At 71.6% G+C, this 22431-nt stretch carries 19 protein-coding genes; 5 read left to right on the top strand and 14 right to left on the bottom strand.

Features of this window, described 5'->3' with window-relative positions:
- Window positions 1–71: 71 nt before the first annotated feature.
- The 6 genes from IEY91_RS08020 to IEY91_RS07995 form a co-directional block, all read right to left on the bottom strand.
- Window positions 72–1412 carry a HAMP domain-containing sensor histidine kinase gene (locus IEY91_RS08020; RefSeq protein WP_229696804.1) on the bottom strand — a complete coding sequence of 447 codons (1341 nt, stop codon included), beginning with the start codon at window positions 1410–1412 and terminating at the stop codon, window positions 72–74.
- Window positions 1412–2119: a response regulator transcription factor gene (locus IEY91_RS08015; protein WP_189173379.1), complete on the bottom strand. Its 708-nt coding sequence runs from the start codon at window positions 2117–2119 to the stop codon at window positions 1412–1414. The genes IEY91_RS08020 and IEY91_RS08015 overlap by 1 nt, the downstream gene beginning before the upstream one ends.
- 62 nt (window positions 2120–2181) lie before the next feature.
- The gene (locus IEY91_RS08010) at window positions 2182–3747 is read right to left on the bottom strand and encodes an alpha/beta fold hydrolase (RefSeq protein ID WP_229696783.1); all 1566 of its coding nucleotides are present in this window, start codon (window positions 3745–3747) and stop codon (window positions 2182–2184) included.
- Window positions 3748–3856: 109 nt separating this feature from the next.
- The gene (locus IEY91_RS08005; protein WP_164319151.1) at window positions 3857–5050 is read right to left on the bottom strand and encodes a hypothetical protein; all 1194 of its coding nucleotides are present in this window, start codon (window positions 5048–5050) and stop codon (window positions 3857–3859) included.
- 11 nt (window positions 5051–5061) lie between these two features.
- Window positions 5062–6105: a radical SAM protein gene (locus tag IEY91_RS08000; protein ID WP_189173378.1), complete on the bottom strand. Its 1044-nt coding sequence runs from the start codon at window positions 6103–6105 to the stop codon at window positions 5062–5064.
- 62 nt (window positions 6106–6167) lie between these two features.
- Window positions 6168–6344 (bottom strand): hypothetical protein, encoded by a 177-nt coding sequence (locus IEY91_RS07995; protein WP_164319157.1) that lies wholly within the window; start codon window positions 6342–6344, stop codon window positions 6168–6170.
- A 252-nt stretch (window positions 6345–6596) separates the two neighbouring features.
- Here IEY91_RS07995 and IEY91_RS07990 point away from each other — a divergent pair, with 252 nt between their 5' ends.
- On the top strand, window positions 6597–7400 hold the full coding sequence (locus IEY91_RS07990; RefSeq protein WP_373287903.1) for a polysaccharide deacetylase family protein: 804 nt from the start codon (window positions 6597–6599) through the stop codon (window positions 7398–7400).
- 87 nt (window positions 7401–7487) lie between these two features.
- Here the strand turns inward: IEY91_RS07990 and IEY91_RS07985 are convergent, their stop codons facing one another.
- Window positions 7488–8741 (bottom strand): cytochrome P450, encoded by a 1254-nt coding sequence (locus IEY91_RS07985; protein WP_189173377.1) that lies wholly within the window; start codon window positions 8739–8741, stop codon window positions 7488–7490.
- A 71-nt stretch (window positions 8742–8812) separates the two neighbouring features.
- On the bottom strand, window positions 8813–9412 hold the full coding sequence (locus tag IEY91_RS07980; RefSeq protein WP_189173489.1) for a TetR family transcriptional regulator: 600 nt from the start codon (window positions 9410–9412) through the stop codon (window positions 8813–8815).
- Between the two features lie 99 nt (window positions 9413–9511).
- Here IEY91_RS07980 and IEY91_RS07975 point away from each other — a divergent pair, with 99 nt between their 5' ends.
- Window positions 9512–10489: an oxidoreductase gene (locus IEY91_RS07975; protein WP_189173376.1), complete on the top strand. Its 978-nt coding sequence runs from the start codon at window positions 9512–9514 to the stop codon at window positions 10487–10489.
- Window positions 10490–10520: 31 nt separating this feature from the next.
- On the opposite strand, the gene IEY91_RS07970 is transcribed toward IEY91_RS07975, so the two are convergent.
- From IEY91_RS07970 to IEY91_RS07950, 5 genes are all read right to left on the bottom strand, one after another.
- Entirely contained in the window at window positions 10521–11744 is a 1224-nt protein-coding gene (locus IEY91_RS07970; protein ID WP_189173375.1) for an XdhC family protein, read from the bottom strand.
- A 70-nt stretch (window positions 11745–11814) separates the two neighbouring features.
- A complete protein-coding gene (locus tag IEY91_RS07965) occupies window positions 11815–13272 on the bottom strand; it encodes an NCS2 family permease (protein ID WP_164319164.1) in 1458 nt (485 codons plus the stop codon).
- 187 nt (window positions 13273–13459) lie between these two features.
- Window positions 13460–15850: a xanthine dehydrogenase family protein molybdopterin-binding subunit gene (locus tag IEY91_RS07960; protein WP_189173374.1), complete on the bottom strand. Its 2391-nt coding sequence runs from the start codon at window positions 15848–15850 to the stop codon at window positions 13460–13462.
- 2 nt (window positions 15851–15852) lie between these two features.
- Complete coding sequence (locus IEY91_RS07955) at window positions 15853–16488, bottom strand: (2Fe-2S)-binding protein (RefSeq protein ID WP_164319168.1); 636 nt, start codon at window positions 16486–16488, stop codon at window positions 15853–15855.
- On the bottom strand, window positions 16488–17378 hold the full coding sequence (locus tag IEY91_RS07950) for an FAD binding domain-containing protein (protein ID WP_164319170.1): 891 nt from the start codon (window positions 17376–17378) through the stop codon (window positions 16488–16490). The genes IEY91_RS07955 and IEY91_RS07950 overlap by 1 nt, the downstream gene beginning before the upstream one ends.
- A gap of 372 nt (window positions 17379–17750) precedes the next feature.
- Here IEY91_RS07950 and IEY91_RS07945 point away from each other — a divergent pair, with 372 nt between their 5' ends.
- Both IEY91_RS07945 and IEY91_RS07940 read left to right on the top strand, forming a co-directional pair.
- The gene (locus IEY91_RS07945) at window positions 17751–19436 is read left to right on the top strand and encodes a PucR family transcriptional regulator (RefSeq protein ID WP_189173488.1); all 1686 of its coding nucleotides are present in this window, start codon (window positions 17751–17753) and stop codon (window positions 19434–19436) included.
- A gap of 174 nt (window positions 19437–19610) precedes the next feature.
- A complete protein-coding gene (locus tag IEY91_RS07940) occupies window positions 19611–20387 on the top strand; it encodes a hypothetical protein (RefSeq protein WP_164319172.1) in 777 nt (258 codons plus the stop codon).
- 67 nt (window positions 20388–20454) lie between these two features.
- On the opposite strand, the gene IEY91_RS07935 is transcribed toward IEY91_RS07940, so the two are convergent.
- Window positions 20455–21342: a GntR family transcriptional regulator gene (locus tag IEY91_RS07935; protein ID WP_229696781.1), complete on the bottom strand. Its 888-nt coding sequence runs from the start codon at window positions 21340–21342 to the stop codon at window positions 20455–20457.
- 145 nt (window positions 21343–21487) lie between these two features.
- On the opposite strand from IEY91_RS07935, the gene IEY91_RS07930 reads away from it, so the two are divergent.
- Window positions 21488–22381 (top strand): (2Fe-2S)-binding protein, encoded by an 894-nt coding sequence (locus tag IEY91_RS07930; RefSeq protein WP_164319174.1) that lies wholly within the window; start codon window positions 21488–21490, stop codon window positions 22379–22381.
- Window positions 22382–22431: the final 50 nt, after the last annotated feature.

The following is a 22431-nucleotide window of genomic DNA, read 5'->3' as shown; positions in this document are numbered from 1 at the left end:
GTGGGTGGTCGGGGCCCGACCAGTATGGTCCGTAATCCTGCCGAGGACAGCGCTACCCCACCCACGAACCCCTATGCGTCGGGCGGGAGCACGAAGCCGACCTCCGCGCCGCCGCCCGCGGCACCCGTGGCGAACACGGTTCCGTCGTCGGCCGTGACGATGTCGTGCACGATCGCGAGACCGAGCCCGGAGCCCGGCGTGGCCTGGGTGCGGGAGCCCCGGTGGAAGCGGGCGAAGACGGCGTCGCGCTCGCCCGGTTCGATGCCGGGACCGCGGTCGCGCACGGAGAGCCGGGAGCCGTCGATGTGGACGGTGACGGGGGTGCCGTCGGGGCTGAACTTCACGGCGTTGCTGAGCAGGTTGTCGACGCAGCGCTGCACCGCCCGCGGCCTGGCCCGGACCGGAACGGGCCCGTCCGTGGTGACGGAGATCGTGCGGCCCGTCCGGGTCCGGTGGCGGTGCGCGGTGTCCTCGGCGAGCGCCACCAGGTCGACGGCGGCCGGTTCCTCGTCCGTGTAGCGGTCGGTGGCCAGCTCGACGAGTTCTCGTACGAGGTCGTCGAGAGCGGCCGTCTCGTTGACGAGGGTGGTGAGGATCTGCCCCTCGTCCTTGGGGTCGAGCCTGCCGCGGGCCCGCTGCAGGAGTTCGGCGCTGCCCCGCACCGAGGTCAGCGGTGTGCGCAGCTCGTGGCTCGCGTCCTGGACGAGTTGCTGCTGCTGTGCGCGCGAGCGGCGCAGCGCCGTGAGCATCGCCTCGAAGCTGCGGGTGAGCTGGCCGATCTCGTCGGATCCGGCGGGCGGAAGGGCGGTGGAGAGGTTCCGGGTGGTGGTGATGTGCCGGGTGGTACGGACGAGTTGGCGGACCGGCCGCAGGATCCGGCCGAGCACGATCCAGCTCAGCAGCGCGGAGAGGCCGACGGCGGCCGCGGTGGTCCAGGAGACGCGCCACAGGAACGCGTTGTCGACGCGCACGGCGCCCTCGTAGCTCTGCCCGACCATGACCGCTCCCCCGCCGGGCAGCGGCCGGGTCAGGACGCCGTACTCGGTCCCGGAGACGACGACGTCCGTGCGGCTCTCCCCCCGCCCCGTCCTGGCCACGCGCAGGTCCGCTGCGGAGACGGGCAGCTCCGTGCCGCCGGGGGTGAGCCGCCGTACGGTCCCCCCTGCGGACAGGACCTGTTCGGTCATGTCCTTGCGGGGCGGCGGGGTCAGGTCGGCGTCGAGCAGGGTGATGACCGTGTTCGTACGGTCGTCGAGCCCCCGGTCGAGTTCGTCGGCGACCAGTTCGCTGACGCCCCGGTACGACATGACGGCCGTCAGGGCCATGGCGAGCGCGGCGGCCGCGACGACGACCGCGGTGACCTTGGTACGCAGCCGTACGCGGCCGGGGCGCGTGAGGGTGGCGCGGAGCATCACGCGGCCCGGACGGTGTAGCCGACGCTGCGCACGGTGTGGATGATCCGGGGCTCGCCGCCTTCTTCGGTCTTCTGCCGGAGATAGCCGATGTAGACGTCCAGGGAGCGCGATGTGGTGTCGAAGTCGAAGCCCCAGATGCGCTCGTACATCTGGGAGCGGGTGAGCACCACACCGGGGTTGCGGAGCAGCAGTTCCAGTACGTCGAACTCGGTCTTCGTGAGGTCGAGCGGGCGTCCGCCGCGGCAGGCCTGCCGCGCCTCGGGGTCCAGCGTGAGGTCGCCCACCGCGAGGACGCCACTGTCCCCTTCGCCGTCGGCCGGTTCGGTGCGCCGGAGCAGGGCGCGTATGCGGGCGAAGAGCTCCTCGGTCGCGAACGGCTTGGCCAGGTAGTCGTCGGCGCCCGCGTCGAGGCCGGCGACCCGGTCGCCGACCTCGTGCCGTGCCGTCAGTACCAGGAGGGGCAGCCGGTCGCCGCGCCTGCGCAGCATCCGGCACAGGCCCAGGCCGTCGAGGCCCGGCATGACCACGTCCACCACCGCCACGTCGGGCCGCTCCCGTTCGAGGAGCCCGAGGGCCTCCAGGCCGTCCGCGGCGAGCAGCACCCGGTAGCCCTCGAAGCGCAGGAGCTGGTCCAGGGTGCTGCGTACACCCGGATCATCCTCGGCGACCAGCACCGTTCTGCGGTGCCCCGTTTCGTCTGTCATGTGATCATCTTCGTCGGTGGTGGACGCGGTCACGGCACTGGCCTGTCAGTCACGTACGGGCTTCAGCGGACGGGCTTCACGGCGATCGGCCGGATCGTGCGCAGGCAGGACGTGTCGCCCGGGTTCCCGGTGCGGAGGAAACGCGTGGAGACGCGGACGACGCAGCCGCTCTGCTCCAGCTCGGGCACGTGCCCGGTGTTGCGTACGGAGTGGAACTCGCTGTCGCGGAACTGCCGGGCCGCCTTCCTCCCGTTCGCGTCGGGTGTGTTGGCGTCGAGGTCACCGGAGAGCACGAGGACGGGGACGTCGGGCAGCTTCAGCTTCGCGGGCTTCGGGTCGGGGGTGCTGGTACGCGGCCAGCCGATGCACACGTCACCGCCGTCCGTGGGTCCCTCGTTGAACCCCTTGGCGCTGAACGCCCCGTGCTCGCCGGGCGCGGCGGACTTCAGCGCCGCGCGGTACTGGCGCCACCGCTCGGACCGCGGCGCGTCCTTCGACCAGGCCGTGCGGTAGTCGTTGCAGACGACGGCGATGTAAGGCGCCTGATCCTCCTTGCTGCCCGAGGCCCCCTCTTCCTGGATGAGGGCCCGCAGCGGAGCGGGGTCGCCCTTCACGAAACGGTTCAGGGCGTGGGGCAGGTTCCCGAGCAGCGAGGGCTTGTCCGGCGCCATGCCCACTTCGCGGCTGGCCGCCTCGTACGTCAGGTTGGCGAGCTTGCCCTCGGTGAACTTCTCCTGGTAGACGGCGTGTTCGGTGGTGATGGGTACGTTCATGGGCCGCTCCCGCAGCCGTGCGGCCGTGGTGGCCAGGTCCTTGACGGCCTGCTTGCCGTCGCACGCGGCGGGGACACTGCGCTCGCAGATGCGGCGCAGGGACTTGGAGACGGCCTGGGCACTGGGCCGTACCAGCGGGTCGAACTCGTGGGGGTACGCCCCTGACAGCACGATGTCGCGCACGTGCTCCGGGTGGCGGGAGGCGTACACCGGCATGAGGTAGGTGCCGTACGAAAGGCCGTAGAGGCTGAGTTGGCGCACTCCGAGGCGGGCGCGGATGGCGTCGATGTCGTCGGCGGTGGCCGCGGTCGTGTAACCCGCCGCCTTGGGGCCGAGGTTCCGCACGCACCGCTCGGCGGCGGCGCGCTGCTGGGGCCGGGTGCCGAAGCGGTACTCGGCGTCGGTGACGCCGCACGGGATCCGCTGCGAGCGGCCGGTGCCGCGCGGGTCGACGAGCAGCAGGTCGTGGTCCTTCAGCAGGCCGCCCAGGGCGTAGCCGAAGGCTTCCGCCTGGTCGATGGCGACCTCGCCGGGGCCGCCCGGGTTGACGGCGACGGTGCCCTTGGCGGGGCCGGGCGCGCTGTGCCGTACGACGGCGTAACTCACCTTGACCTTGCCGAGCTTCGGCTTGCCCGCGACCAGCGGGCGGTCCATCGTGCCGCAGTCGACCCGGTGCCCGGGGACCGTCACGGTCGAGCACCACGCCGGGGCGGCGGGGCCGCTGCCGGATGCGGCGCCGACTGTCGCGGGCCCCCGTCCGGGCGCGGCTGCCGCCGCCGTGGGCAGCGCGGCCGCGAGGACCGCCACCATGCTCACGGCCAGTCCCGCGCGCCTCACCGAGCTCTTGTACGTCATGCCCCACTCCTTCGTCTCTCAGGTGCGAGGACGACATTGCCGGGCGTGTTTCACAGGCTCGGCAGAGGAGCGGCAAAGGAACGTAAGAAAGAGGAAGGCTTTGCGGAGGTCACCGAAGTGTGGTGCCGAGCCCCATGGTGGGTCTGACCGCGGCCGCCAGTTCCACGGCCCGGATGAGGCGGGCGAACGCCGGGTGGCGCCGTACGTCCAAGGGGGCGCCGGGGCCGCGGCGGATCTCCCGGTACAGGCTGCGCTCGGCGAGGGCGCGGCGTGCGCGGCCCCAGGCGCCCGCCCGCGGGTGCCCCGGGCCCGCGAGGCGCAGCGCGGTCTCCAGGAAGCGCAGGCGCAGCGGCTGGTCGTCGTGGGTCTCGCAGACGTCGAGTCCGTGGATGCTGACGGCGAGGGCGTAGCGCGGCTCGCCGACGGCCTCCAACAGCCGGGCGAGTTGACGGAGTTGGCGTAGGAGGGTGGGCGCGTCCTTGGGGCGGTTCGGCCGGACCTGGGTGAGGAAGACGGCCAGCTCGACCGAGCGCTGCCGGGCCTGGGCGGTGTCTCCGCGCAGCACCAGCGCGGTGGCCTCGTGCAGGCGGAAGGCGGCTTCGTCGTACGCGGAGGTGGGGTCCCCGTCGGCGGCCCGCGCCACGGCCTCGTCCGCGTGGCCCTGGTGCAGGAGCCGCAGGATGTGGCCCTCGGTGAGGAAGGCGTGCCAGGTGTCCGGCACGGTGTCCCGCAGCCGCGCGAGGGCCAATTCCATGCCGACGAAGTCGTTCAGTTTGAGATAGCACTTGATCGTCTCAAGAGTCTGCGCGTTCCACAGGACGTCACGCAGTTCCGGGGCGGCCTCGAAAATCGCGGGCCAGGAATTCTCGGGCACCAGACAGGGCCCGAGGGACACTCGCATCTCCCCGGCGGACATCTCACCGAGCGTGAAGTGGGGCAGCGCCCGCTTCAGATCACCCATAAGACCGTGCAGCCGCCCCACATTGATCCATGGCTGAAAAGCGTGCCCGAGCATGCTCGCATCCAGACACGCGTGATGGCGCCGTGCCACCCAGCGGAGCTGGCATTCACAGATGTACCGCGCACACTCCATGTCTCCGGCGGCGGCCATCACGAAGCTGGTCTTGTTCATGATGGAAGAGACGGATTCCATGACGGAGGGTTCGCCGGCCGAAGCCGCGTCGAGTCCGGCCAGTTCCTCGTACAGCTCATGGGCCCAGGAATCCAGTGGCGGCCGCAGCAGCCTTTCGTGGTGGCGCAGGAATTCACGGGAGGGCAGCGCGGAGATCGTCGTGTCCGTCATGGCTACGCGGGTCACCGGTTCCTCCGCGGTGCGGGCGAGATCTGCAGGAGCACGGGCTCCCGGAGCGTGAACCCGTCGGCGGGGCACGCCAGGGTGTCCTCGTCACCGCTCTGCCAGCCCCGCAGCCAGGGCGCGAGGCGTCCGTCGTGGAAGCGCAGGGTGCCGTCGGGGCGCAGTTCGCCCAGGTCGTTGGCGGGGTCGTTCAGGGACACCGTGCATTTGCCGAGCCTGCCGTTGGCGCGGATCATCAGGGAGTTCGGACGGGCCGCGTAGCAGACCGGCGCGTCCGGGGTCGTCGCCGTGCGCCCGTCCGTGCGCAGGAAGGTCTTGAGTTCGGCGAGGGTGTGCGGCCGGGTGGACTTGTCGACCACGTCCATCGTGCCGTCGTCCGGACCGCCCAGGCGCTCGACGGCCTTGAGGTGCACGGAGAAGCGGGGGTCGCTCAGGAACGTGTCCCTGAGCAGCGTCAGGAATTCCGGCATCTCCGGCAGGTTGGCCGGCGTGAGGTGCACCCGGAGCGTCACCGTGACGGGCGCCCGCCCGTGCCGGATCGCGAGCAGATTCCGCCACAGCCTGCGGAACGAACCACGGCCGTCCGCGCGCACCCGAGTTTGGTCGTGCAGGTGCTCCGGGCCGTCCAGGGAGACCTGGTACGAGGTCACTCCCACCGCGGCGAGACGCTCCACCATCGCCGTGTCGAGCAGGTACCCGTTGGTCGTCACGTCGCCGGTGTACCGCAACTGTGCGCCGTGGCCGGCGTTCACGACGAAGCGGGAGACGTCCTCGACGATGTCTGCGGCAAGCAGCGGCTCACCGCCGAACCAGGAGACGTTGAGAACCCTCAGCTCACCGAGGCGGTGCGCGATCAACTCCTTCACGCCCTGGACGATCTCCGGCCGCATCTTGCCCACCGAGAAGTCCTCATAGCAGTACGTACAGCGGAAATTGCACTGCTCGGTAGGGAGCAGGATGAGATGGAGTACGTCATTCCGCAGGGAGTAGACACGCTCCCGATAGAGGACCGATCCTCCGCCGGCACCCGACCCTTCTCCCATTCCCGCCCCCATGGAAATCACCTCCGAATCACCGTCGAATCACTGCCGATGCCGTCGCCCGGTCAGCCGCCGCAGCCATGGTTGCAGGACTGGTTGGGCACGAGCATGGTCGCGCCTTCCGATAATTCCCGAAGCTCTCGCGCCACTTCCGGATTCGTGATCACGATGCGCCCGAAGGGATCGACCACGACATCGGACGGCGTCAACCCGGAGAGAAGTTCGGAGAGTTTGTCACTCATGCCGCTCCCCTTTCTTTTGATCAGCCCTGAGCCGATACGCCCCAGATGGCCTCCGGCCCGTTCATGGCTACCGTCGCGCCCGGGTCCGGGCAATACGCGGGACACCACGGAACGGCAAACCACCTCATTGGGTGATTTCCAAAGTGGGGGGAGTTTCCTGACGGGGTTCGGGGGGCTGAGGTGCGCCGCCGCGCGGAGCCTTCCCCGACCCCGCCCCCGAGCCCAGCTATACACTCGGTGTATAGTTCCCGCATGCCCAAGCCCGCTACACCCAAGATGCGGAACCCCCTGGTCAGGTTGCGCCCCCGCACGGCCTTTCTCGGGATCACCGCACTCGCCGCCGCCGCGACCCTCACCGGCTGTGCCCAGCTGGACACCACCTCCCCCAGCACCGTCCGCAAGGACGCGGTGAACGCGAAAGCCGCACAGCAGGGCAAATTCGGCACCGTCGACTGCCGCAAGGCCAAGTGCATCGCGCTCACCTTCGACGCGGGGCCGAGCGAGAACACACCGCGGCTGCTGAAGATCCTCAAGGACAAGAAGGTGCCCGCGACCTTCTTCACGCTCGGCAAGAACCACATCGTGAAGTACCCCGAGCTGGTCAAGCAGATGGACGCCGAGGGCCACGAGGTCGCGAGCCACACCTGGTCGCACAAGATCCTGACCAAGATCGACCCGAAGGAGGCGCGCGCCGAGCTGGAGCGCCCCAACAAGGCGATCGAGAAGCTCATAGGCAAGAAGCCGACGCTGATGCGCCCGCCGCAGGGCCGCACCAATGCCACCGTGAACAAGATCTCCCGCGACCTCGGGCTCGCCGAGATCCTGTGGACGGTGACGGCCAAGGACTACACGACGAACGACTCGGCGCTCATAGAGAAGCGCGTCCTGGAGCAGTCGAGCCGGGACGGCATCATCCTGCTGCACGACATCTACAAGGGCACGGTCCCCGCGGTCCCCGGCATCATCGACGAGCTCAAGAAGCGCGGGTACGTCTTCGTGACGGTGCCGCAGCTCCTCGCGCCGGGCAAGGCGGAGGCGGGCAAGGTCTACCGATAGAGGCGCGCAAGGGCCACCGGTACACGCGGGCAAGGTCTAGCGGCAAGCAACGACAGGCCAGGCCCTCCGCCGGACGCCCAGGCCGCCTCACCACTCCACGTACAACGCCTCCGGCGCCCGATGGATCAGCGTCGGCCGCATCCGCACCGGCGGCCCGTCCCCCGCGAGCCGCAGCCCGGGGAAGCGGCGCGTGAACAGCTCCAGGGTGATCCGGAGCTGTTCGCGGGCGAGCTGCGCGCCGGGGCAGCCGTGCGCGCCGAGGCCGAACGCGACGTGCCGGGCGACCGGCGTACGCAGGATGTCGAAGACGTCCGGCCGCTCGTACCGCCCCTCGTCCCGCCCCGCCGCGCCGAAGCCGACGAGGACCTCGGCGCCCGCGGGCAGTTCGGTGCCCGCGAGCGTGACGGCGCGGGTGGTGACCCGGCGGAAGCCCTGGAGCGCGGTGTCGTAGCGCGCCGCCTCCTCGATGGCGGCCGGGATCCGCTCCGGCTCCTCGCACACCAGCTTCCACTGCGCGGGATGGCGCAGCAGGTGCAGCAGGGTGGTGCCGATCAGGGCGGTCGTGGTCAGGTGGCCGGCGAGCAGGAAGTTCTGCAGGTGGGCGATGAGTTCGCCGCGCTGGCCGAGGGTGAGTTCGGGCCCGGCGTCCTCGCCGCCGTCGTCCGGGGCGAGCGAGGTGACGATCTCGCTGCACAGGTCGTCGCGCGGGGTGGCGTACCGGTCGCGTACATAGCCGTCGAGGAGCCGCTGCAGCGCGATCATGTCGCGGGCCGCCTCGATCTGCTCCGCCTCCGGGAGCGGCCGGAACATCAGCCGCTCGTTGCTGTGGCCGCAGCGCACCACCAGCGGCACGTCCGCCGGTTCGAAGCCGAGTACGTGCCCGATCACCTCGCCCGGCAGGCGCAGCGCGTACGCCTCCATCACGTCCGCGCGCCGGCCGTTCCCCGGCGCGGCGAGGGCGTCGACCAGCGCCGTCGCCCGCTCCGCCACGTACGGCAGCACGGCGCTCACGCGTGCCGGGGTGAGGCCGCGGACGATCGGCGCGCGCATGCGCTGGTGCGCCGGGCCGTCCGCGGTGATGACGACGGACCGGCGGACGGCGATGCCCTCGCCCAGGACGGCGAGGGCGGCGGGCGACGGGACGACGTCCGGCCGTACCGCGTTGGCCGACGAGAACACGTCCGGGCGGCGCAGCACCTCACGGACGTCGGCGTCCCGGGCGACCAGCCAGGCACTCATCTCGGGCACATAGGTGAGCCCTTCGGCTCGTCGGGCGCGGGCGTACAGCGGGTACGGGTCGCGCGTCAACTCGTCGAGCCTGGCGTGCTGTTGCCGGTCCACCCTCCTCATGGTGCCCGAGCCGCGCGTCCGGGCGGAAGGGCGCGGGCGGGCGCTCGCGGGGCTTCAGGACGTCAGCCGCGCCCCACGACCGCGTCGAGGGCCGGGGCGATCACGGCGAAGGCGCGGTCTGTCAGCGCGGCCGGGTCCTCGGCGCCGTCGCTGCCGCTCCACAGGTGCAGCACCGCGTCGAACGCGTTCAGCGCCATCCCGGCGGCGAGCCGCGGATACAGCTCGGCCCCGGCGTCGAGCCCGAGGCGGCCGACCAGCTCCGCCGCCAGGTCGTCGCGCCACCGCGCCTGCCGCTCCAGGAAGCGGGCGTTCAGCGCGGGGGTGCGCAGGATGAGCTGGACGACGCGCAGCGCCCGGTCGGAGTGCTCGGCGCACTCGCCGAGCGGCACCCAGACGGTGTGCCGCAGCGCCTCCGAGGGCAGTTCCCCGGCGGGCCGGGCCGCCAGTTCCGCGCACATTCCGGTGCCCATGTCGGCCAGGAACTGGACGACGACGTCCTCCTTGGACGCGAAGTACCGGAAGAACGTCCGCTTGGACACGCCCGCCGACGTCACGATCTCGTCGACGGTGACGCCGTCGAACCCCTTCAGGGCGAGCAACTGCAGCGCCGCCTCGGTCAATTCGTCCGCGACGAGCTGACGCTTGCGCTCGGCCAGGCTGATTTCACGGCGAGAACTCACCTCATCATGCTACATGCGATGCCTCGCGTGGCACTTGGTAGCGCATTGACACTCGGTGTCACGAGGGGCAGCATGTGCCGCATGACGCAGCAGCAGAGCCAGGAGCACGGGCAGCACGGGCAGCAGCAGACGCGGAAAGGCGGCTGGGACGCCGCCTCCATACCGGATCTGACCGGCCGGGTGTACGTCGTCACCGGGGCCAACAGCGGCCTCGGCCTGGCGACCACCCACGCCCTCGCCCGCCGGGGCGCGCACGTGATCCTCGCGGTGCGGGACGAGGAGAAGGGCCACCGCGCCGCCGCCGAGATCACCGCCGGCCAGCCGGATGCCCGCCTGGAGGTACGCCACCTCGACCTGGCCGACCTCGACTCGGTCCGCGCTTTCGCCGCCGCCCTGCACCCCGACCGCGCCGGCCTGGACGGCCTCATCAACAACGCGGGCGTGATGGCCCCGCCAAGGACGCTCAGCGCCCAGGGCCATGAGCTGCAGTTCGCCGCCAACCACCTGGGCCACTTCGCCCTCACCGGGCTGCTGCTCGACCTGCTCTCAGCGGGCGACAACTCCCGTGTGGTCAACGTGACTTCGACGAACCACCGGCAGGGCAGCCTCTTCTTCGACGACCTCTCCGGCGAGCGCGCGTACGCCCCCATGGCGTACTACAACCAGTCGAAGCTCGCGGGCGCCGTCTTCGGCCACGAGCTCCACCGCCGCCTCGCCGAGTCGGGCAGCCCTGTCCGCAGCGTCCTCGCCCACCCCGGCTACACGGCCACCAACCTCCAGACGGCCGCCCCGACCGGCTTGGTCAAGTTCCTCTTCGGCCGCCTCCTCAAGCCCCTGGCCCAGTCCCCCGACCGGGGCGCACTCCCCCAGCTCTACGCGGCGACGGCCCCGGAGGCGAAGAGCGGCGACTTCATCGGCCCCGACGGCATGGCGGAACTACGCGGCGCCCCGAAGCCGGTGCGACTCTCGCCCAAGGCCACGCACCGGGAGACGGCCCACCGTCTGTGGGACATCTCGGAGCAACTGACCGACGTTCACTTCAAGTTCCGGGACATCTGAGCCCGTCCGGGGGCAACCGCCGGGGACCGCCTCAAGCAACCGACCCGATCCGCCCACCGAACTTCCGCGCCCCCTCATGGTGGATGGGCGTGTGCGCCCCAGTGAGCGAAACCCCACTCCCACCCCGCCGTGAGGCGACAATCTCCGCGGCGATCGACAGCGCCGTCTCCTCCGGCGTACGCGCCCCGAGGTCGAGCCCGATGGGCGACCGCAGACGGGCCAACTCCAGCTCCGTGACGCCGACTTCACGCAGTCGGCGATTGCGGTCCTGGTGGGTGCGCCGCGACCCCATCGCACCCACATAGGCCACCGGAAGCCGCAGCGCGCACCGCAGCAGCGGCACATCGAACTTGGCGTCGTGGGTGAGTACGCACAGCACGGTGCGGCCGTCGACCGCGGTGCGCTCCAGGTATTCGTGCGGCCACTCCACGACGATCTCGTCGGCGTCCGGGAAGCGGACGGGCGTGGCGAAGACGGGCCGGGCGTCGCACACGGTCACGTGGTAGCCGAGGAACTTGCCGACGCGTACGAGTGCGGAGGCGAAGTCGATGGCCCCGAAGACGATCATCCGGGGCGGCGGCACGGAGGACTCGACGAGGACGGTGAGCGGCTGCCCGCAGCGGGAGCCGTCGGTGCCGATCTCGACGGTGCCGGTGCGCCCCGCGTCCAGCATGGCGCGGGCCTCGCCCGCCACGGTCCGGTCCAGCTCGGGGTGTCCGCCGAGCCCGCCTTCGTAGGCGGCGGCGACACCCTGCGCGGCCTCGTCCGGGGGCCCGTCCCCGTGCGCGACCCCCGCAAGCCCGGCCCCGCCGCCGTCCGCACGGACGAGCAGCACCCGCCCCATCAGCTCGGCGGGCCCCTCCGTGATGCGGGCGACCGCCGCCGCCTCCCCACGGGCGGCCGCGGCGAGGGCGGCGGCGAACACCGGCCGCGCGGGCGAGTCCGCGCGGACCGGTGTGACCAGGATGTCGATGACGCCGCCGCAGGTCAGGCCCACGGCGAAGGCGTCGTCGTCGCTGTAGCCGAAGCGTTCGACGACGGTGTCGCCGTCGTCGAGCGCCTGCCGGCACAGCTCGTACACCGCGCCCTCCACACAGCCCCCGGAGACCGACCCGATCGCCGTGCCGTCACTGTCGACGGCGAGGGCGGCTCCGGGCTGCCGGGGCGCGCTGCCGCCGACCGCCACCACGGTGGCGACGGCGAAGTCGCGTCCCTGCCCGACCCACCGGTTCAGCTCTTCGGCGATGTCCAGCATGTCGGTCTCCTCAAGGGCTCTGCGGAGCCTCCCCGAGAGGCTCCCCATGGGCGTGTGCGGGGCGGGCGCCTCAGTGGACGCCCATCCAGCTTTCGATGGGGCTGAGGGCGAAGTACACGATGAAGATCAAGGTCAGGCCCCACATGAAGGCCCCGATCTCCCGTGCCTTGCCCTGAGCGATCTTGATGGCGACCCAGGAGATGACACCCGCCGCGACACCGGTGGTGATGGTGTACGTGAAGGGCATCAGGACCACGGTCAGGAACACCGGGACCGCGGTGGCGCGGTCGGCCCAGTCGACGTGCCGTGCGTTCATCATCATCATCGCTCCGATGACGACGAGCGCGGCGGACGCGACCTCCTGCGGGACGATCGCGGTGACGGGCGTGAAGAACAGACAGGCCGCGAAGAACAGGCCGGTCACGACGGAGGCGAGGCCCGTACGGGCGCCCTCTCCGACGCCGGTCGCGGACTCGACGAAGACGGTCTGGCCAGAGCCGCCCGCCACGCCGCCGATGGCGCCGCCGGCGCCGTCGATGAACAGCGCCTTGGACAGGCCGGGCATGCGGCCCTTGTCGTCGGCCAGATTGGCCTCCGTACCGACGCCGATGATCGTCGCCATCGCGTCGAAGAAGCCCGCGAGCACCAGGGTGAAGACGATCATGCCGACCGTCATCGCCCCGACCTCGCCCCAGCCGCCGAACTCGACGTCTCCGAAGAGCGAGAAGTCGGGATTGGAGACCGCGCTGCCGTGCAGCTCGGGGGCGCCGTTGGCCCACTGCTTGGGGTTGATGACGTCCATCGCGTTCAGGGCGACGGCGACGACGGTGCCGGTGACGATGCCGATCAGGATGGCGCCGGGGGTGTTGCGCGCCTGGAGCATGAAGATCAGGAGCAGCGTTCCGGCGAAGAGCAGGACGGGCCAGCCCTGGAGCTCGCCGCCCGGGCCGAGGGTCAGCGCGGTGGCCTTGCCCTGGTGGACGAAGCCGCCCTTGACCAGGCCGATGAGGGCGATGAACAGGCCGATGCCCATGGTGATGCCGTGCTTGAGCGCGAGCGGGATCGCGTTCATGATCATCTCGCGTAGCCCGGTGACGACCAGGAGCATGATCACCACGCCGTACATCACACACATGCCCATGGCCTGCGGCCAGGTCATCTCGGGTGCGACCTGCGAGGCGATGACACCGGACACGGAGAGTCCGGCGGCCAGGGCCAGCGGCACCTTGCCGACGAAGCCCATGAGCAGGGTGGTGACGGCCGCGGCGAAGGCCGTCGCGGTGATGAGCGCCTTCTGCCCCATCGTGTCGCCCGCCGCGTCCTTGCCGGACAGGATCAGCGGGTTGAGCAGGACGATGTACGCCATCGCCATGAAGGTGGTGATGCCGCCGCGCACCTCACGCGCGACCGTCGATCCTCTGAGGGATATGTGAAAGTACCGGTCGAGCCAAGACCGTCCGGCCGGGACGCGTGAGCCGGAGCCCGCGTCCTCAGCGGTGGTCTTCGGCTCCAGTGACTGCTGGGTCATGGTGCCTACTCCCAAGGTTCACAGGGGCACCCGCGGAGCTGCGGGATTTGGGATGGTGCGTTGGCGCACGACCCGGGGGACGGCCCGAGACGAACTTGAGGAGAGGGGGGCCGGGGGACGAGAGTCCCCCGGTTCCCTTTTTCTGCTGACCCCGGAGGGCTTGCTTCTTCTGCTGACCCCGGAGGGCTTACGTGCCGGTGAGGTGTTCGGGACGTACCGGCGTCCGGTTCAGCTCCAGACCCGTCGCGTTCCGGATCGCCGCGAGGACGGCCGGGGTGGACGACAGGGTCGGGGCCTCGCCGATGCCACGCAGCCCGTACGGCGCGTGCTCGTCGGCGAGTTCGAGCACGTCGACGGGGATGGTCGGCGTGTCGAGGATGGTGGGGATCAGATAGTCCGTGAAGGAGGGGTTCTTCACCTTCGCGGTCTTCGGGTCGACGATGATCTCCTCCATGACCGCGACGCCCAGGCCCTGGGTGGTGCCACCCTGGATCTGGCCGAGCACGGACAGCGGGTTGAGCGCCTTGCCGACGTCCTGGGCGACGGCGAGCTCGATGACCTTGACCAGGCCCAGCTCGGTGTCGACCTCGACGACGGCGCGGTGCGCGGCGAAGGAGTACTGGACGTGGCCGTTGCCCTGTCCGGTGACCAGGTCGAAGGGCTCGGTGGGGCGGTGCCGCCACTCGGCCTCGACCTCGACGCTCTCGCCCTCCAGGACGTCCACCAGATCGCCGAGGACCTCGCCGCCGTCGGTGACGACCTTGCCGCCCTCCAGGAGGAGTTCGGCGGTGGCCCAGGCGGGGTGGTACGTGCCGAACTTGCGGCGGCCGATCTCCAGGACCTTCTCGCGCACCAGCTCGCAGGAGTTCTTGACGGCGCCGCCGGTGACGTACGTCTGACGCGACGCGGACGACGAACCGGCGCTGCCCACCTGGGTGTCGGCGGGGTGGATGGTCACCTGCGTGACGCCCAGCTCGGTGCGGGCGATCTGCGCGTGGACGGTGACGCCGCCCTGGCCGACCTCGGCCATCGCGGTGTGCACGGTCGCCACGGGCTGGCCGCCCACGACCTCCATGCGCACCTTGGCGGTGGAGTAGTCGTCGAAGCCCTCGGAGAAGCCGACGTTCTTGATGCCGACCGCGTAGCCCACACCGCGTACGACGCCCTCGCCGTGCGTGGTGTTGGACAGGCCGCCGGGAAGCTGGCGGACGTCCGCGCCCTCCGAGCTCTCCCACTGGCGCTCGGGCGGCAGCGGGCGGGCCTTGACGCGGCGCAGGATCTCGGCGACGGGCGCCGGGGAGTCCACGACCTGACCGGTCGGCAGCAGCGTGCCCTGCTCCATGGCGTTGAGCTGGCGCAGCTCGACCGGGTCCATGCCCAACTTCGCGGCCAGCTTGTCCATTTGGGCCTCGTACGCGAAGCACGCCTGGACCGCGCCGAAGCCGCGCATGGCGCCGCAGGGCGGGTTGTTGGTGTAGAGCGCGATCGCCTCGATGTCGACGTCCTCGATCACGTACGGACCGACGCTCAGCGAGGAGGCGTTGCCGACGACCGCCGGGGAGGCCGACGCGTAGGCGCCGCCGTCCAGGACGATCTTGCACTTCATGTGCGTGAGCTTGCCGTCCTTGGTGGCGCCGTGCTCGTAGTAGAGCTTCGCCGGGTGGCGGTGCACATGGCCGAAGAAGGACTCGAACCGGTTGTAGACGATCTTGACCGGCTTGCCGGTGCGCAGCGCCAGGAGGCAGGCGTGGATCTGCATCGAGATGTCCTCGCGGCCGCCGAAGGCACCGCCGACGCCGGAGAGCGTCATGCGGACCTTCTCCTCGGGCAGGCCGAGGACGGGGGCGATCTGCTCGAGGTCGGAGTGCAGCCACTGGGTGGCGACGTACAGCTCCACGCCGCCGTCCTCGGACGGCACCGCGAGGCCGGACTCCGGGCCGAGGAAGGCCTGGTCCTGCATGCCGAAGGTGTACTCGCCCTTGACGATCACGTCGGCCTTCTTGGCGGCCTCGGCGGCGTTGCCGCGGACGATCGGCTGGCGGTGCACGATGTTGGGGTGCGAGACGTGCCGCGAGTGGCTGTCGGTGCGGCCCTCGTGGACGAGTACGGCGTCGGGAGCGGTCGCCGAGGCCTCGTCGGTGATGAGGGGCAGCTCCTTGTACTCGATCACGATCTTCGCGGCGGCGCGGCGGGCGGTCTCCGGGTGGTCGGCGGCCACGAGGGCGACCGGCTCACCGTGGTGACGGACCTTGCCGTGGGCGAGGACCGGGGTGTCCTGGATCTCCAGGCCGTAGTTCTTCATCTCGGCCGGCAGATCGTCGTACGTCATGACGGCGTAGACGCCGTCCATCGCGAGGGCCTCGGCGATGTCGATCGACACGATCTCGGCGTGCGCCACGGTGCTGCGCAGCGTCTGGCCCCAGAGCATGTCCTCGTGCCACATGTCCGAGGAGTACGCGAACTCGCCGGTGACCTTCAGGGTGCCGTCGGGGCGCAGCGTCGACTCGCCGATGCCGCCCTTGGTCTGCGAACCCTGGGTGATCTTGGTGGGTGCGCCGGTCGTACGTGTGGAGCCCATGGTCAGACCGCCCCTTCCTGGAGTCCCTGACGGTCCTGGCGGGCGGCCGCGAGGCGGACCGCGTCCAGGATCTTCTCGTAGCCGGTGCAGCGGCAGAGGTTGCCGGAGAGCGCCTCGCGGATGTCGGCGTCGGTCGGCTGCGGATTGTGCTCCAGCATCTCGTCGGCCGCGATGAGCAGGCCGGGGGTGCAGAAGCCGCACTGGACCGCGCCGGCGTCGATGAACGCCTGCTGGATCGGCGAGAGCGTCGCGTCCGGGTTGGTGGCGCCCTCGCCGGTCTGCGAGTCGGTCGCCTTCTTAGGGTTCGCCTTCCACTGCTGGGCGTCCTGGAGCGAGGTGCCGCACGCGCCGGTGGCGCAGCCGCCGCCCGGGTGGGCGTCCTCCCTGTGCTTGGCGTAGTCGGCGAGGCCCTCGACGGTGGTGACCTCGCGGCCCTCCACCTGACCCGCCGCGACCAGGCACGAACACACCGGCACGCCGTCGAGGCGGACCGTGCAGGACCCGCACTCGCCCTGCTCGCAGGCGTTCTTGGAGCCGGGCAGGCCCATGCGCTCACGCAGGACGTAAAGGAGGGACTCGCCCTCCCACACGTCGTCGGCTTCCTGCGGACGGCCGTTGACCGTGAAATTGACACGCATTACGCGACTCCCTCCGTGCTGCGGCCCGTGCCGCGGTACGACTCCCAGGTCCAGCCGAGCGTGCGGCGGGCCATGATCCCGACGGCGTGACGGCGGTAGCTCGCCGTGCCGCGCACGTCGTCGATCGGGTTGGCGGCACCGGAGGCGAGCTCCGCGAACTGCTTGGCGACCGAGGGCGTGATGATCTTCTTGCTGTCCCAGAAGCCGCCCTCTTCGAGCGCCGCGTTCAGGAATTCCTCCGCTGCCTTGGCGCGGATCGGCGTGGGGGCGGCCGATCCGATGCCGGTGCGCACCGTGCGGGTCTCGGGGTGCAGCGCGATGCCGAAGGCGCACACCGCGATGACCATGGCGTTGCGGGTGCCCACCTTGGAGTACTGCTGCGGGCCGTCGGCCTTCTTGATGTGGACGGCCCTGATCAGCTCGTCGGGCGCGAGCGCGTTGCGCTTCACGCCGGTGTAGAACTCGTCGATCGGGATGAGCCGGGTTCCGCGTACGGACTCCGCCTCGACCTCGCAGTCGGCGGCGAGCAGCGCCGGGTGGGCGTCACCGGCCGGGGACGCCGTGCCGAGGTTGCCGCCGACGCCGCCGCGGTTGCGGATCTGCGGCGAGGCGACCGTGTGCGAGGCGAGCGCGAGGCCGGGCAGCTCCGCGCGCAGGTTCTCCATGATGTCCGTGTACGGGACCGAAGCGCCGAGCCGGACGGCGTCCGCACCGACCTCCCACTCCCGCAGCTCACCGATGCGGTTGAGGTCCAGCAGGTACTCCGGACGACGGTGGTCGAAGTTGATCTCGACCATGACATCGGTGCCACCCGCAATCGGCACAGCGGTGGGGTGCTCGGCCTTCGCGGCGAGCGCCTCCTCCCAGCTGGCGGGGCGAAGGAAGTCCATGAGTGGCTCTCTCTTCGAATCGTGCCTGGCGGCCGGGCTCCCGCGGGGAGACCGGCCGGGGCTTACTAGGCTGACGAGCCGGGGCGAACGTTCCGGCCAAGGTGGCCCTTCGCCTCTCGACTACTCGTTCATGTGCTGTTAACGCGGAGTGGGGCAAGTACACCGCCCGGTCGTCCGATGGGGTCAGTCACCGAAACCATGAAGGAGTTGGCTGGCCAAGGTGCGAGTCTTGTAGATTCGTATGAAGAACGGGCCTCAGTAACCTCGCGGATTCCCCCTGGAAACCGTGGCGCCTTTGAGTCCCCGCGGCCCCCGGATCGCCGGGTGGCCCTGCCACACGTGAAATCGAGACAGATCGGCGGCGACGACACCATGCGGCTGCGCGCACTCCTTGACACCGACGCGCTGGGCCTCAGGCTGCTCGGCGGCGAGGACGAGCTCGATCGCACCGTCCGTGGCGTGATGACCACGGATCTGCGTGACCCCAGCCGCTATCTCGCGGGCGGGGAACTGGTGCTCACCGGTCTCGCCTGGCGCAGGGACGCCTCGGACAGCGAGCCTTTTGTACGTATTCTCGCAGCCGCCGGGGTCGCGGCGCTGGCCGCCGGCGAGGCGGAACTGGGCGCCATCCCCGCCGACCTGGTGGAATCCTGCGCCCGGCACCGGCTGCCGCTGTTCGCGGTCAACGAGTCGGTGGCGTTCGCGACGATCACCGAGCACGTGGTGCGCCAGGTGTCCGGCGAGCGGGCCGGGGACCTCGCGGCCGTGGTCGACCGACACCGGCGCCTGATGACGTCGGGCCCGGCGGGCGGCGGCCCCGACGTGGTCCTCGACCTGCTCGGCACGGACCTGGACCTGCGGGCGTGGGTGCTGTCCCCCGCGGGCCGCCCGGTCGCCGGGGCCGGTGCGGCCGGGCCCGCCCTGCCCGCCGCCGTCTGCGCGCGGCTCGCCGGGGAGCACCTGGCGGCCGTCCGCACGGGCCGCCGCGGCCCGCACCGGGTGAGCGTGGACGGCGTGACGTACTCGCTGTTCCCCATTCGGTCCAGCGGCCGGGGAGCGGTGAACGCCTCCCGCGACGTACGCGAGACGGTCCTTTCCGACTGGCTGCTCGCCGTCGAGGCGGACGCGGGCGACTGGCCCGAGGAGCGGCTCGACCTGCTCCAGGGCGTCACCCAGCTGATCGCGGTGGAGCGGGACCGCAGGGACGCGGCGCGCACGGTGCGCCGGCGGCTGGCGCAGGAGGTCCTGGAGCTGGTCCAGACGGGGGCGGCGCCCGCCGAGATCGCGGCGCGGCTGCGGGTGGCGGCGCCGGTGCTGCTTCCCGGGCTCGGTGCCGCGCCGCACTGGCAGGTCGTGGTGGCGCGGGTCGAGTGGGACGGCGGGAGCGCCGGGGAGATCGAGGGCGGTCCCGTGGCCCAGGCCCTCCTGGAGGAGATCCTGGTCGACCCGGCGGCGTCCGGGCCCGACCCGTCCGACCGCATCGCGGTGGCCCACACCAGCGAGGAGGCCATCGCGCTCGTACCGCTGCCCGCGCTGCCCGCCGAGGCCGAGGGCGCCGAGCCGGGGCTCCTTGCCGACTCGCTGCTCGCGGCCGTGCGCAATCCGCTGTCGGCGGGGCTCGCGGACGACGGGCGGCTCACGCTCGGCGTCAGCGCGTCCGTGCACTCGGCGGAGGGGCTGCGGGGCGCCCTGGAGGAGGCGCGGCACGCCCGCAGGGTCGCGGCGGCGCGGCCGGGGCGGGTGTGCGCGGCCGGCCACCAGGAGCTGGCCTCGCACGTCTTGCTGCTGCCGTTCGTGCCCGACGACGTGCGCCGCGCCTTCACCGCGCGGCTCCTGGACCCGCTGCGCGAGTACGACCGCAGGCACCGCGCGGAGCTCATCCCCACCCTGGAGGCGTTCCTCGACTGCGACGGCTCCTGGACGCGCTGCGCGACCCGCCTCCACCTGCACGTCAACACACTGCGCTACCGGGTCGGGCGTATCGAGCAATTGACGGGCCGTGACCTTTCCCGACTTGAGGACAAGCTGGACTTCTTCCTGGCCCTGCGCATGAGTTGAGCCCTGCGGGCGGGTCCACGGGGGCCCCGCCCGCCTCCCGCGCCCCGCGATCTCCGCACGCCCCTTCCCCCTCCTTTGTGAAATCTTTCACCCATCCCCTTGGCCGGGCGCTCCGATCCGTGCTGAGATGCGCCCACGACTCAACAGCTCAATGGCGCGCTAGGGGAGGGCAACGTGGCGCATACCGCCATGTCTGGTACCGGAACGAACGCAGGGCACGATCCACTCCAGACCGCGGTATGGCGGCTGCGCTCGCGCGGCTGCTGGACCGACGCGGCGGCACTGCTCGCCACCCGAGAGGGCGCGGACGTCGCCGTCCAGAGAACATCGCTCCTGGTCGAACGGTGCCTGTTCACCGGGGACGGCTGGGACGAGGCGGAGGACAGCCTGCGCACGGCCGAGGCGGTGGCCGACGACGACGAGGCCCGCGGCGCCGCGGCGTGCGAACGCGGCCAACTCGCATACGCCGCAACCGTGTTGAGCGTACGAGACCGGGCGGACGAAGCCCGCACAGCGCTGGGCCGGGCCGCCGCGCTCCTCGCCCCCGGCTCCGCCGGACGCCCCCTCCTGGACTTCCGCCGCGGCCTGATCGCCGAGCACATCGCCGACTCTCCCCAGGCCGCCCGCGCCGCCTACCGCCGCGCCCACGCCGGCGCGACCGCCCACGACGACCCCCTCCTGCTCTCCTTCACCTGGCGTCACCTCGCCGGACTCGCCCTGCGCGAGGGCGAGTTGGCCGACGCCCGCCACGGCTTCACCGAGTCCCTCCGCCTCCGCGAGGAACTAGGCTTCCTGGTCGGCACGGCCCCCGCCCTCGCAGCCCTCGCCGACGCCGAACCCGAACCGGAAGCCACCCGCCTCCGCGCCGAGGCCACCCGCCTGTTCCGCCTCCTGGGCGGGGTGCCGTCGTGGCTGGCCCACCAACTGACACCGCCCGCGCCGGCGGCGTGAGGGCCGTACCGGGGCGGTAGCACCACGGCGGGTCGCCGCGCCGAAAGGGCTGTCGTGCCCTGGGAGTTCAGGCGTCCCCGCCCGCGAAGTGTTCGCGCACCAGGGACTGGACCACCGGCAGGTCGCGGGCGATCAGGGCCTCCAGGAGGGCCGTGTGTTCGGCGGCGTCGGCCACCAGGTCGGCGCGGCGGCCGGTGACGGGGCCGGTTTCCAGGGGCCACTGGGAGCGGCGGTGGAGGTCGTCGGCGATCTGGACCAGTTGCCGGTTGTCGGAGAGGGCGAGCAGGGCGCCGTGGAAGGCGCGGTCCGCCTCGGCGTAGCGGGCGAGGTCGGCGCGGGCCGCGGCGGTCACCGTCGCCTCGGCCAGGGGGCGCAGTCGGGCCCATCGCTCGGCGGGGACGGTGCGGGCGAGGCGCAGCATCACGGGGACCTCTATGAGGGCGCGTACCTCCGCCAGCTCGCCGAGTTCGCGCGCGCTGCGCCGGGTGACGCGGAAGCCGCGGTTCGGGACGACCTCCACCGCGCCCTCGAGGGCGAGTTGCTGCATCGCCTCGCGCACCGGGGTCGCGGAGACGCCGAAGCGGTCGCCCAGGGCGGGGGCGGAGTAGACCTCGCCCGGGGTGAGTTCGCCGCCGACCAGGGCCGCGCGCAGGGCGTCGAGTATCTGGCCGCGTACGGAGGTGCGTTGGACGGTTCTGCGGGGGGCGGGGATGCCTTGTTCGGCGGGGGCCGGAGCGGCTCCCTCGACCGGGGCCGGAACGGCCCGCTCGGGTGCGAGCAGGGTCGACTCCCCCAGTGTCAGCTCGTCCGGCGCGGGGCAGGTGTCGTCGGGCTCGGCGTGCGTGTGCTCGCCCCGGGCCGGCCGGTCCGCGTGCCGCGCCCCCGGCTGCTCCGGCACGCGCGCGGCGGCGCACTGGGCGGGGACGTCCGCCGCTCGTGCTCTCGCCCGCTCCACCCGTGCCTCCCGCGATCCCGTGTCCCGCCAGTCCGAAACGTACGAGAAGCACCATAGGCGGACAGGACCGCAGTTGAAACCTCGATCATGTTGGGTAAGGTTAGGCTTACCTGCAATCGATCGATTGATTCGGTGGTCCCCGCGCATGTCCGTTCCCACCCTGGAAAGCGGCGCCCGACGTACGGAGCGCGCTCAGAGCCCCGTCAGCGCCGCCTACGCCCGCCTCACCGAGGTGTTCCCCGGGCTGCGCGTCCAGGAGCTGGCCGAGGACGAACAGGCACCGCGGGGCGGCGGCTGGGTGAGCGCGGCGCGGCTCGCGGAGGGCGGCGCCGACTTCGAGGAGTTCCTCGCCTGGGACGACGCACAGGTCCTGAAGGACTACGGACAGCAGGCCCGCCCCGACGTCGTCGCCAGCTTCGCCCTGCACCGCTACGCCTGGCCCGTCACGCTGCTTTTCACCGTGCCGTGGTTCCTCCAGCGCCGCGTCCCGCGCTACCCCGTCGGCCAGGTCGGCTTCCACCGCGCGCTCGGCAGGATCGCCGTACGCACCGACTCCTTCGCCTGCCTGCCGGACGACCCGGCGGCCGCGCTGCCCGGCGCCCACGTCGTGCCGGACGAGGAGGCGCTGCGCGCCGAGGTGCGGGCCGCCGTCGCGGAGCACATGAGCCCGCTGCTCGACGGCTTCGGGCCGCGCATGCGACGCCGCGGCCGGGCCCTGTGGGCCGTCGCCACGGACGAGATCGTCGAGGGCCTCTGGTACGTCGCCCATCTGCTCGGCGAGGAGCAGCGCGCGACCGTCGAGCTGGAGCAGCTGCTACCGGGCGCCACGAAGCCGTACGTCGGCACGGCCGCCTTCCGCGAGCTCACCGGGCCCGGCGGCGAGAAGCTGCCGACCCGTGACCGCGCGAGCTGCTGCATGTTCTACACGCTGCGGCCCGCCGACACCTGCGTCACGTGTCCGCGCATGTGCGACGCGGACCGGGTCGCGCGGCTCACCGCCGAGGCCGCGGTCGCGGTCGCGGAGGACGCGGTCGCCTGAGCCGTACGGCGTTAATCGAACTCAACTCCAGTCCCTCTCGCATGAGTTCG

It is taken from the genome of Streptomyces lasiicapitis (assembly GCF_014646335.1).
In the GTDB taxonomy this organism is placed as follows: Bacteria; Actinomycetota; Actinomycetes; order Streptomycetales; family Streptomycetaceae; genus Streptomyces; species Streptomyces lasiicapitis.
This window is presented reverse-complemented; position numbering and strand designations above follow the sequence as displayed.

What these genes read in the sequence shown, in the direction of transcription:
- IEY91_RS08020 (WP_229696804.1), bottom strand. Translation starts at nt 1,412, where the DNA reads ATGCTCCGCGCCACCCTCACGCGCCCCGGCCGCGTACGGCTGCGTACC.
- IEY91_RS08015 (WP_189173379.1), bottom strand. Translation starts at nt 2,119, where the DNA reads ATGACAGACGAAACGGGGCACCGCAGAACGGTGCTGGTCGCCGAGGAT.
- IEY91_RS08010 (WP_229696783.1), bottom strand. Translation starts at nt 3,747, where the DNA reads ATGACGTACAAGAGCTCGGTGAGGCGCGCGGGACTGGCCGTGAGCATG.
- IEY91_RS08005 (WP_164319151.1), bottom strand. Translation starts at nt 5,050, where the DNA reads ATGACGGACACGACGATCTCCGCGCTGCCCTCCCGTGAATTCCTGCGC.
- IEY91_RS08000 (WP_189173378.1), bottom strand. Translation starts at nt 6,105, where the DNA reads ATGGGAGAAGGGTCGGGTGCCGGCGGAGGATCGGTCCTCTATCGGGAG.
- IEY91_RS07995 (WP_164319157.1), bottom strand. Translation starts at nt 6,344, where the DNA reads ATGAGTGACAAACTCTCCGAACTTCTCTCCGGGTTGACGCCGTCCGAT.
- IEY91_RS07990 (WP_373287903.1), top strand. Translation starts at nt 6,597, where the DNA reads ATGCCCAAGCCCGCTACACCCAAGATGCGGAACCCCCTGGTCAGGTTG.
- IEY91_RS07975 (WP_189173376.1), top strand. Translation starts at nt 9,512, where the DNA reads ATGACGCAGCAGCAGAGCCAGGAGCACGGGCAGCACGGGCAGCAGCAG.
- IEY91_RS07970 (WP_189173375.1), bottom strand. Translation starts at nt 11,744, where the DNA reads ATGCTGGACATCGCCGAAGAGCTGAACCGGTGGGTCGGGCAGGGACGC.
- IEY91_RS07965 (WP_164319164.1), bottom strand. Translation starts at nt 13,272, where the DNA reads ATGACCCAGCAGTCACTGGAGCCGAAGACCACCGCTGAGGACGCGGGC.
- IEY91_RS07960 (WP_189173374.1), bottom strand. Translation starts at nt 15,850, where the DNA reads ATGGGCTCCACACGTACGACCGGCGCACCCACCAAGATCACCCAGGGT.
- IEY91_RS07955 (WP_164319168.1), bottom strand. Translation starts at nt 16,488, where the DNA reads ATGCGTGTCAATTTCACGGTCAACGGCCGTCCGCAGGAAGCCGACGAC.
- IEY91_RS07950 (WP_164319170.1), bottom strand. Translation starts at nt 17,378, where the DNA reads ATGGACTTCCTTCGCCCCGCCAGCTGGGAGGAGGCGCTCGCCGCGAAG.
- IEY91_RS07945 (WP_189173488.1), top strand. Translation starts at nt 17,751, where the DNA reads ATGCGGCTGCGCGCACTCCTTGACACCGACGCGCTGGGCCTCAGGCTG.
- IEY91_RS07930 (WP_164319174.1), top strand. Translation starts at nt 21,488, where the DNA reads ATGTCCGTTCCCACCCTGGAAAGCGGCGCCCGACGTACGGAGCGCGCT.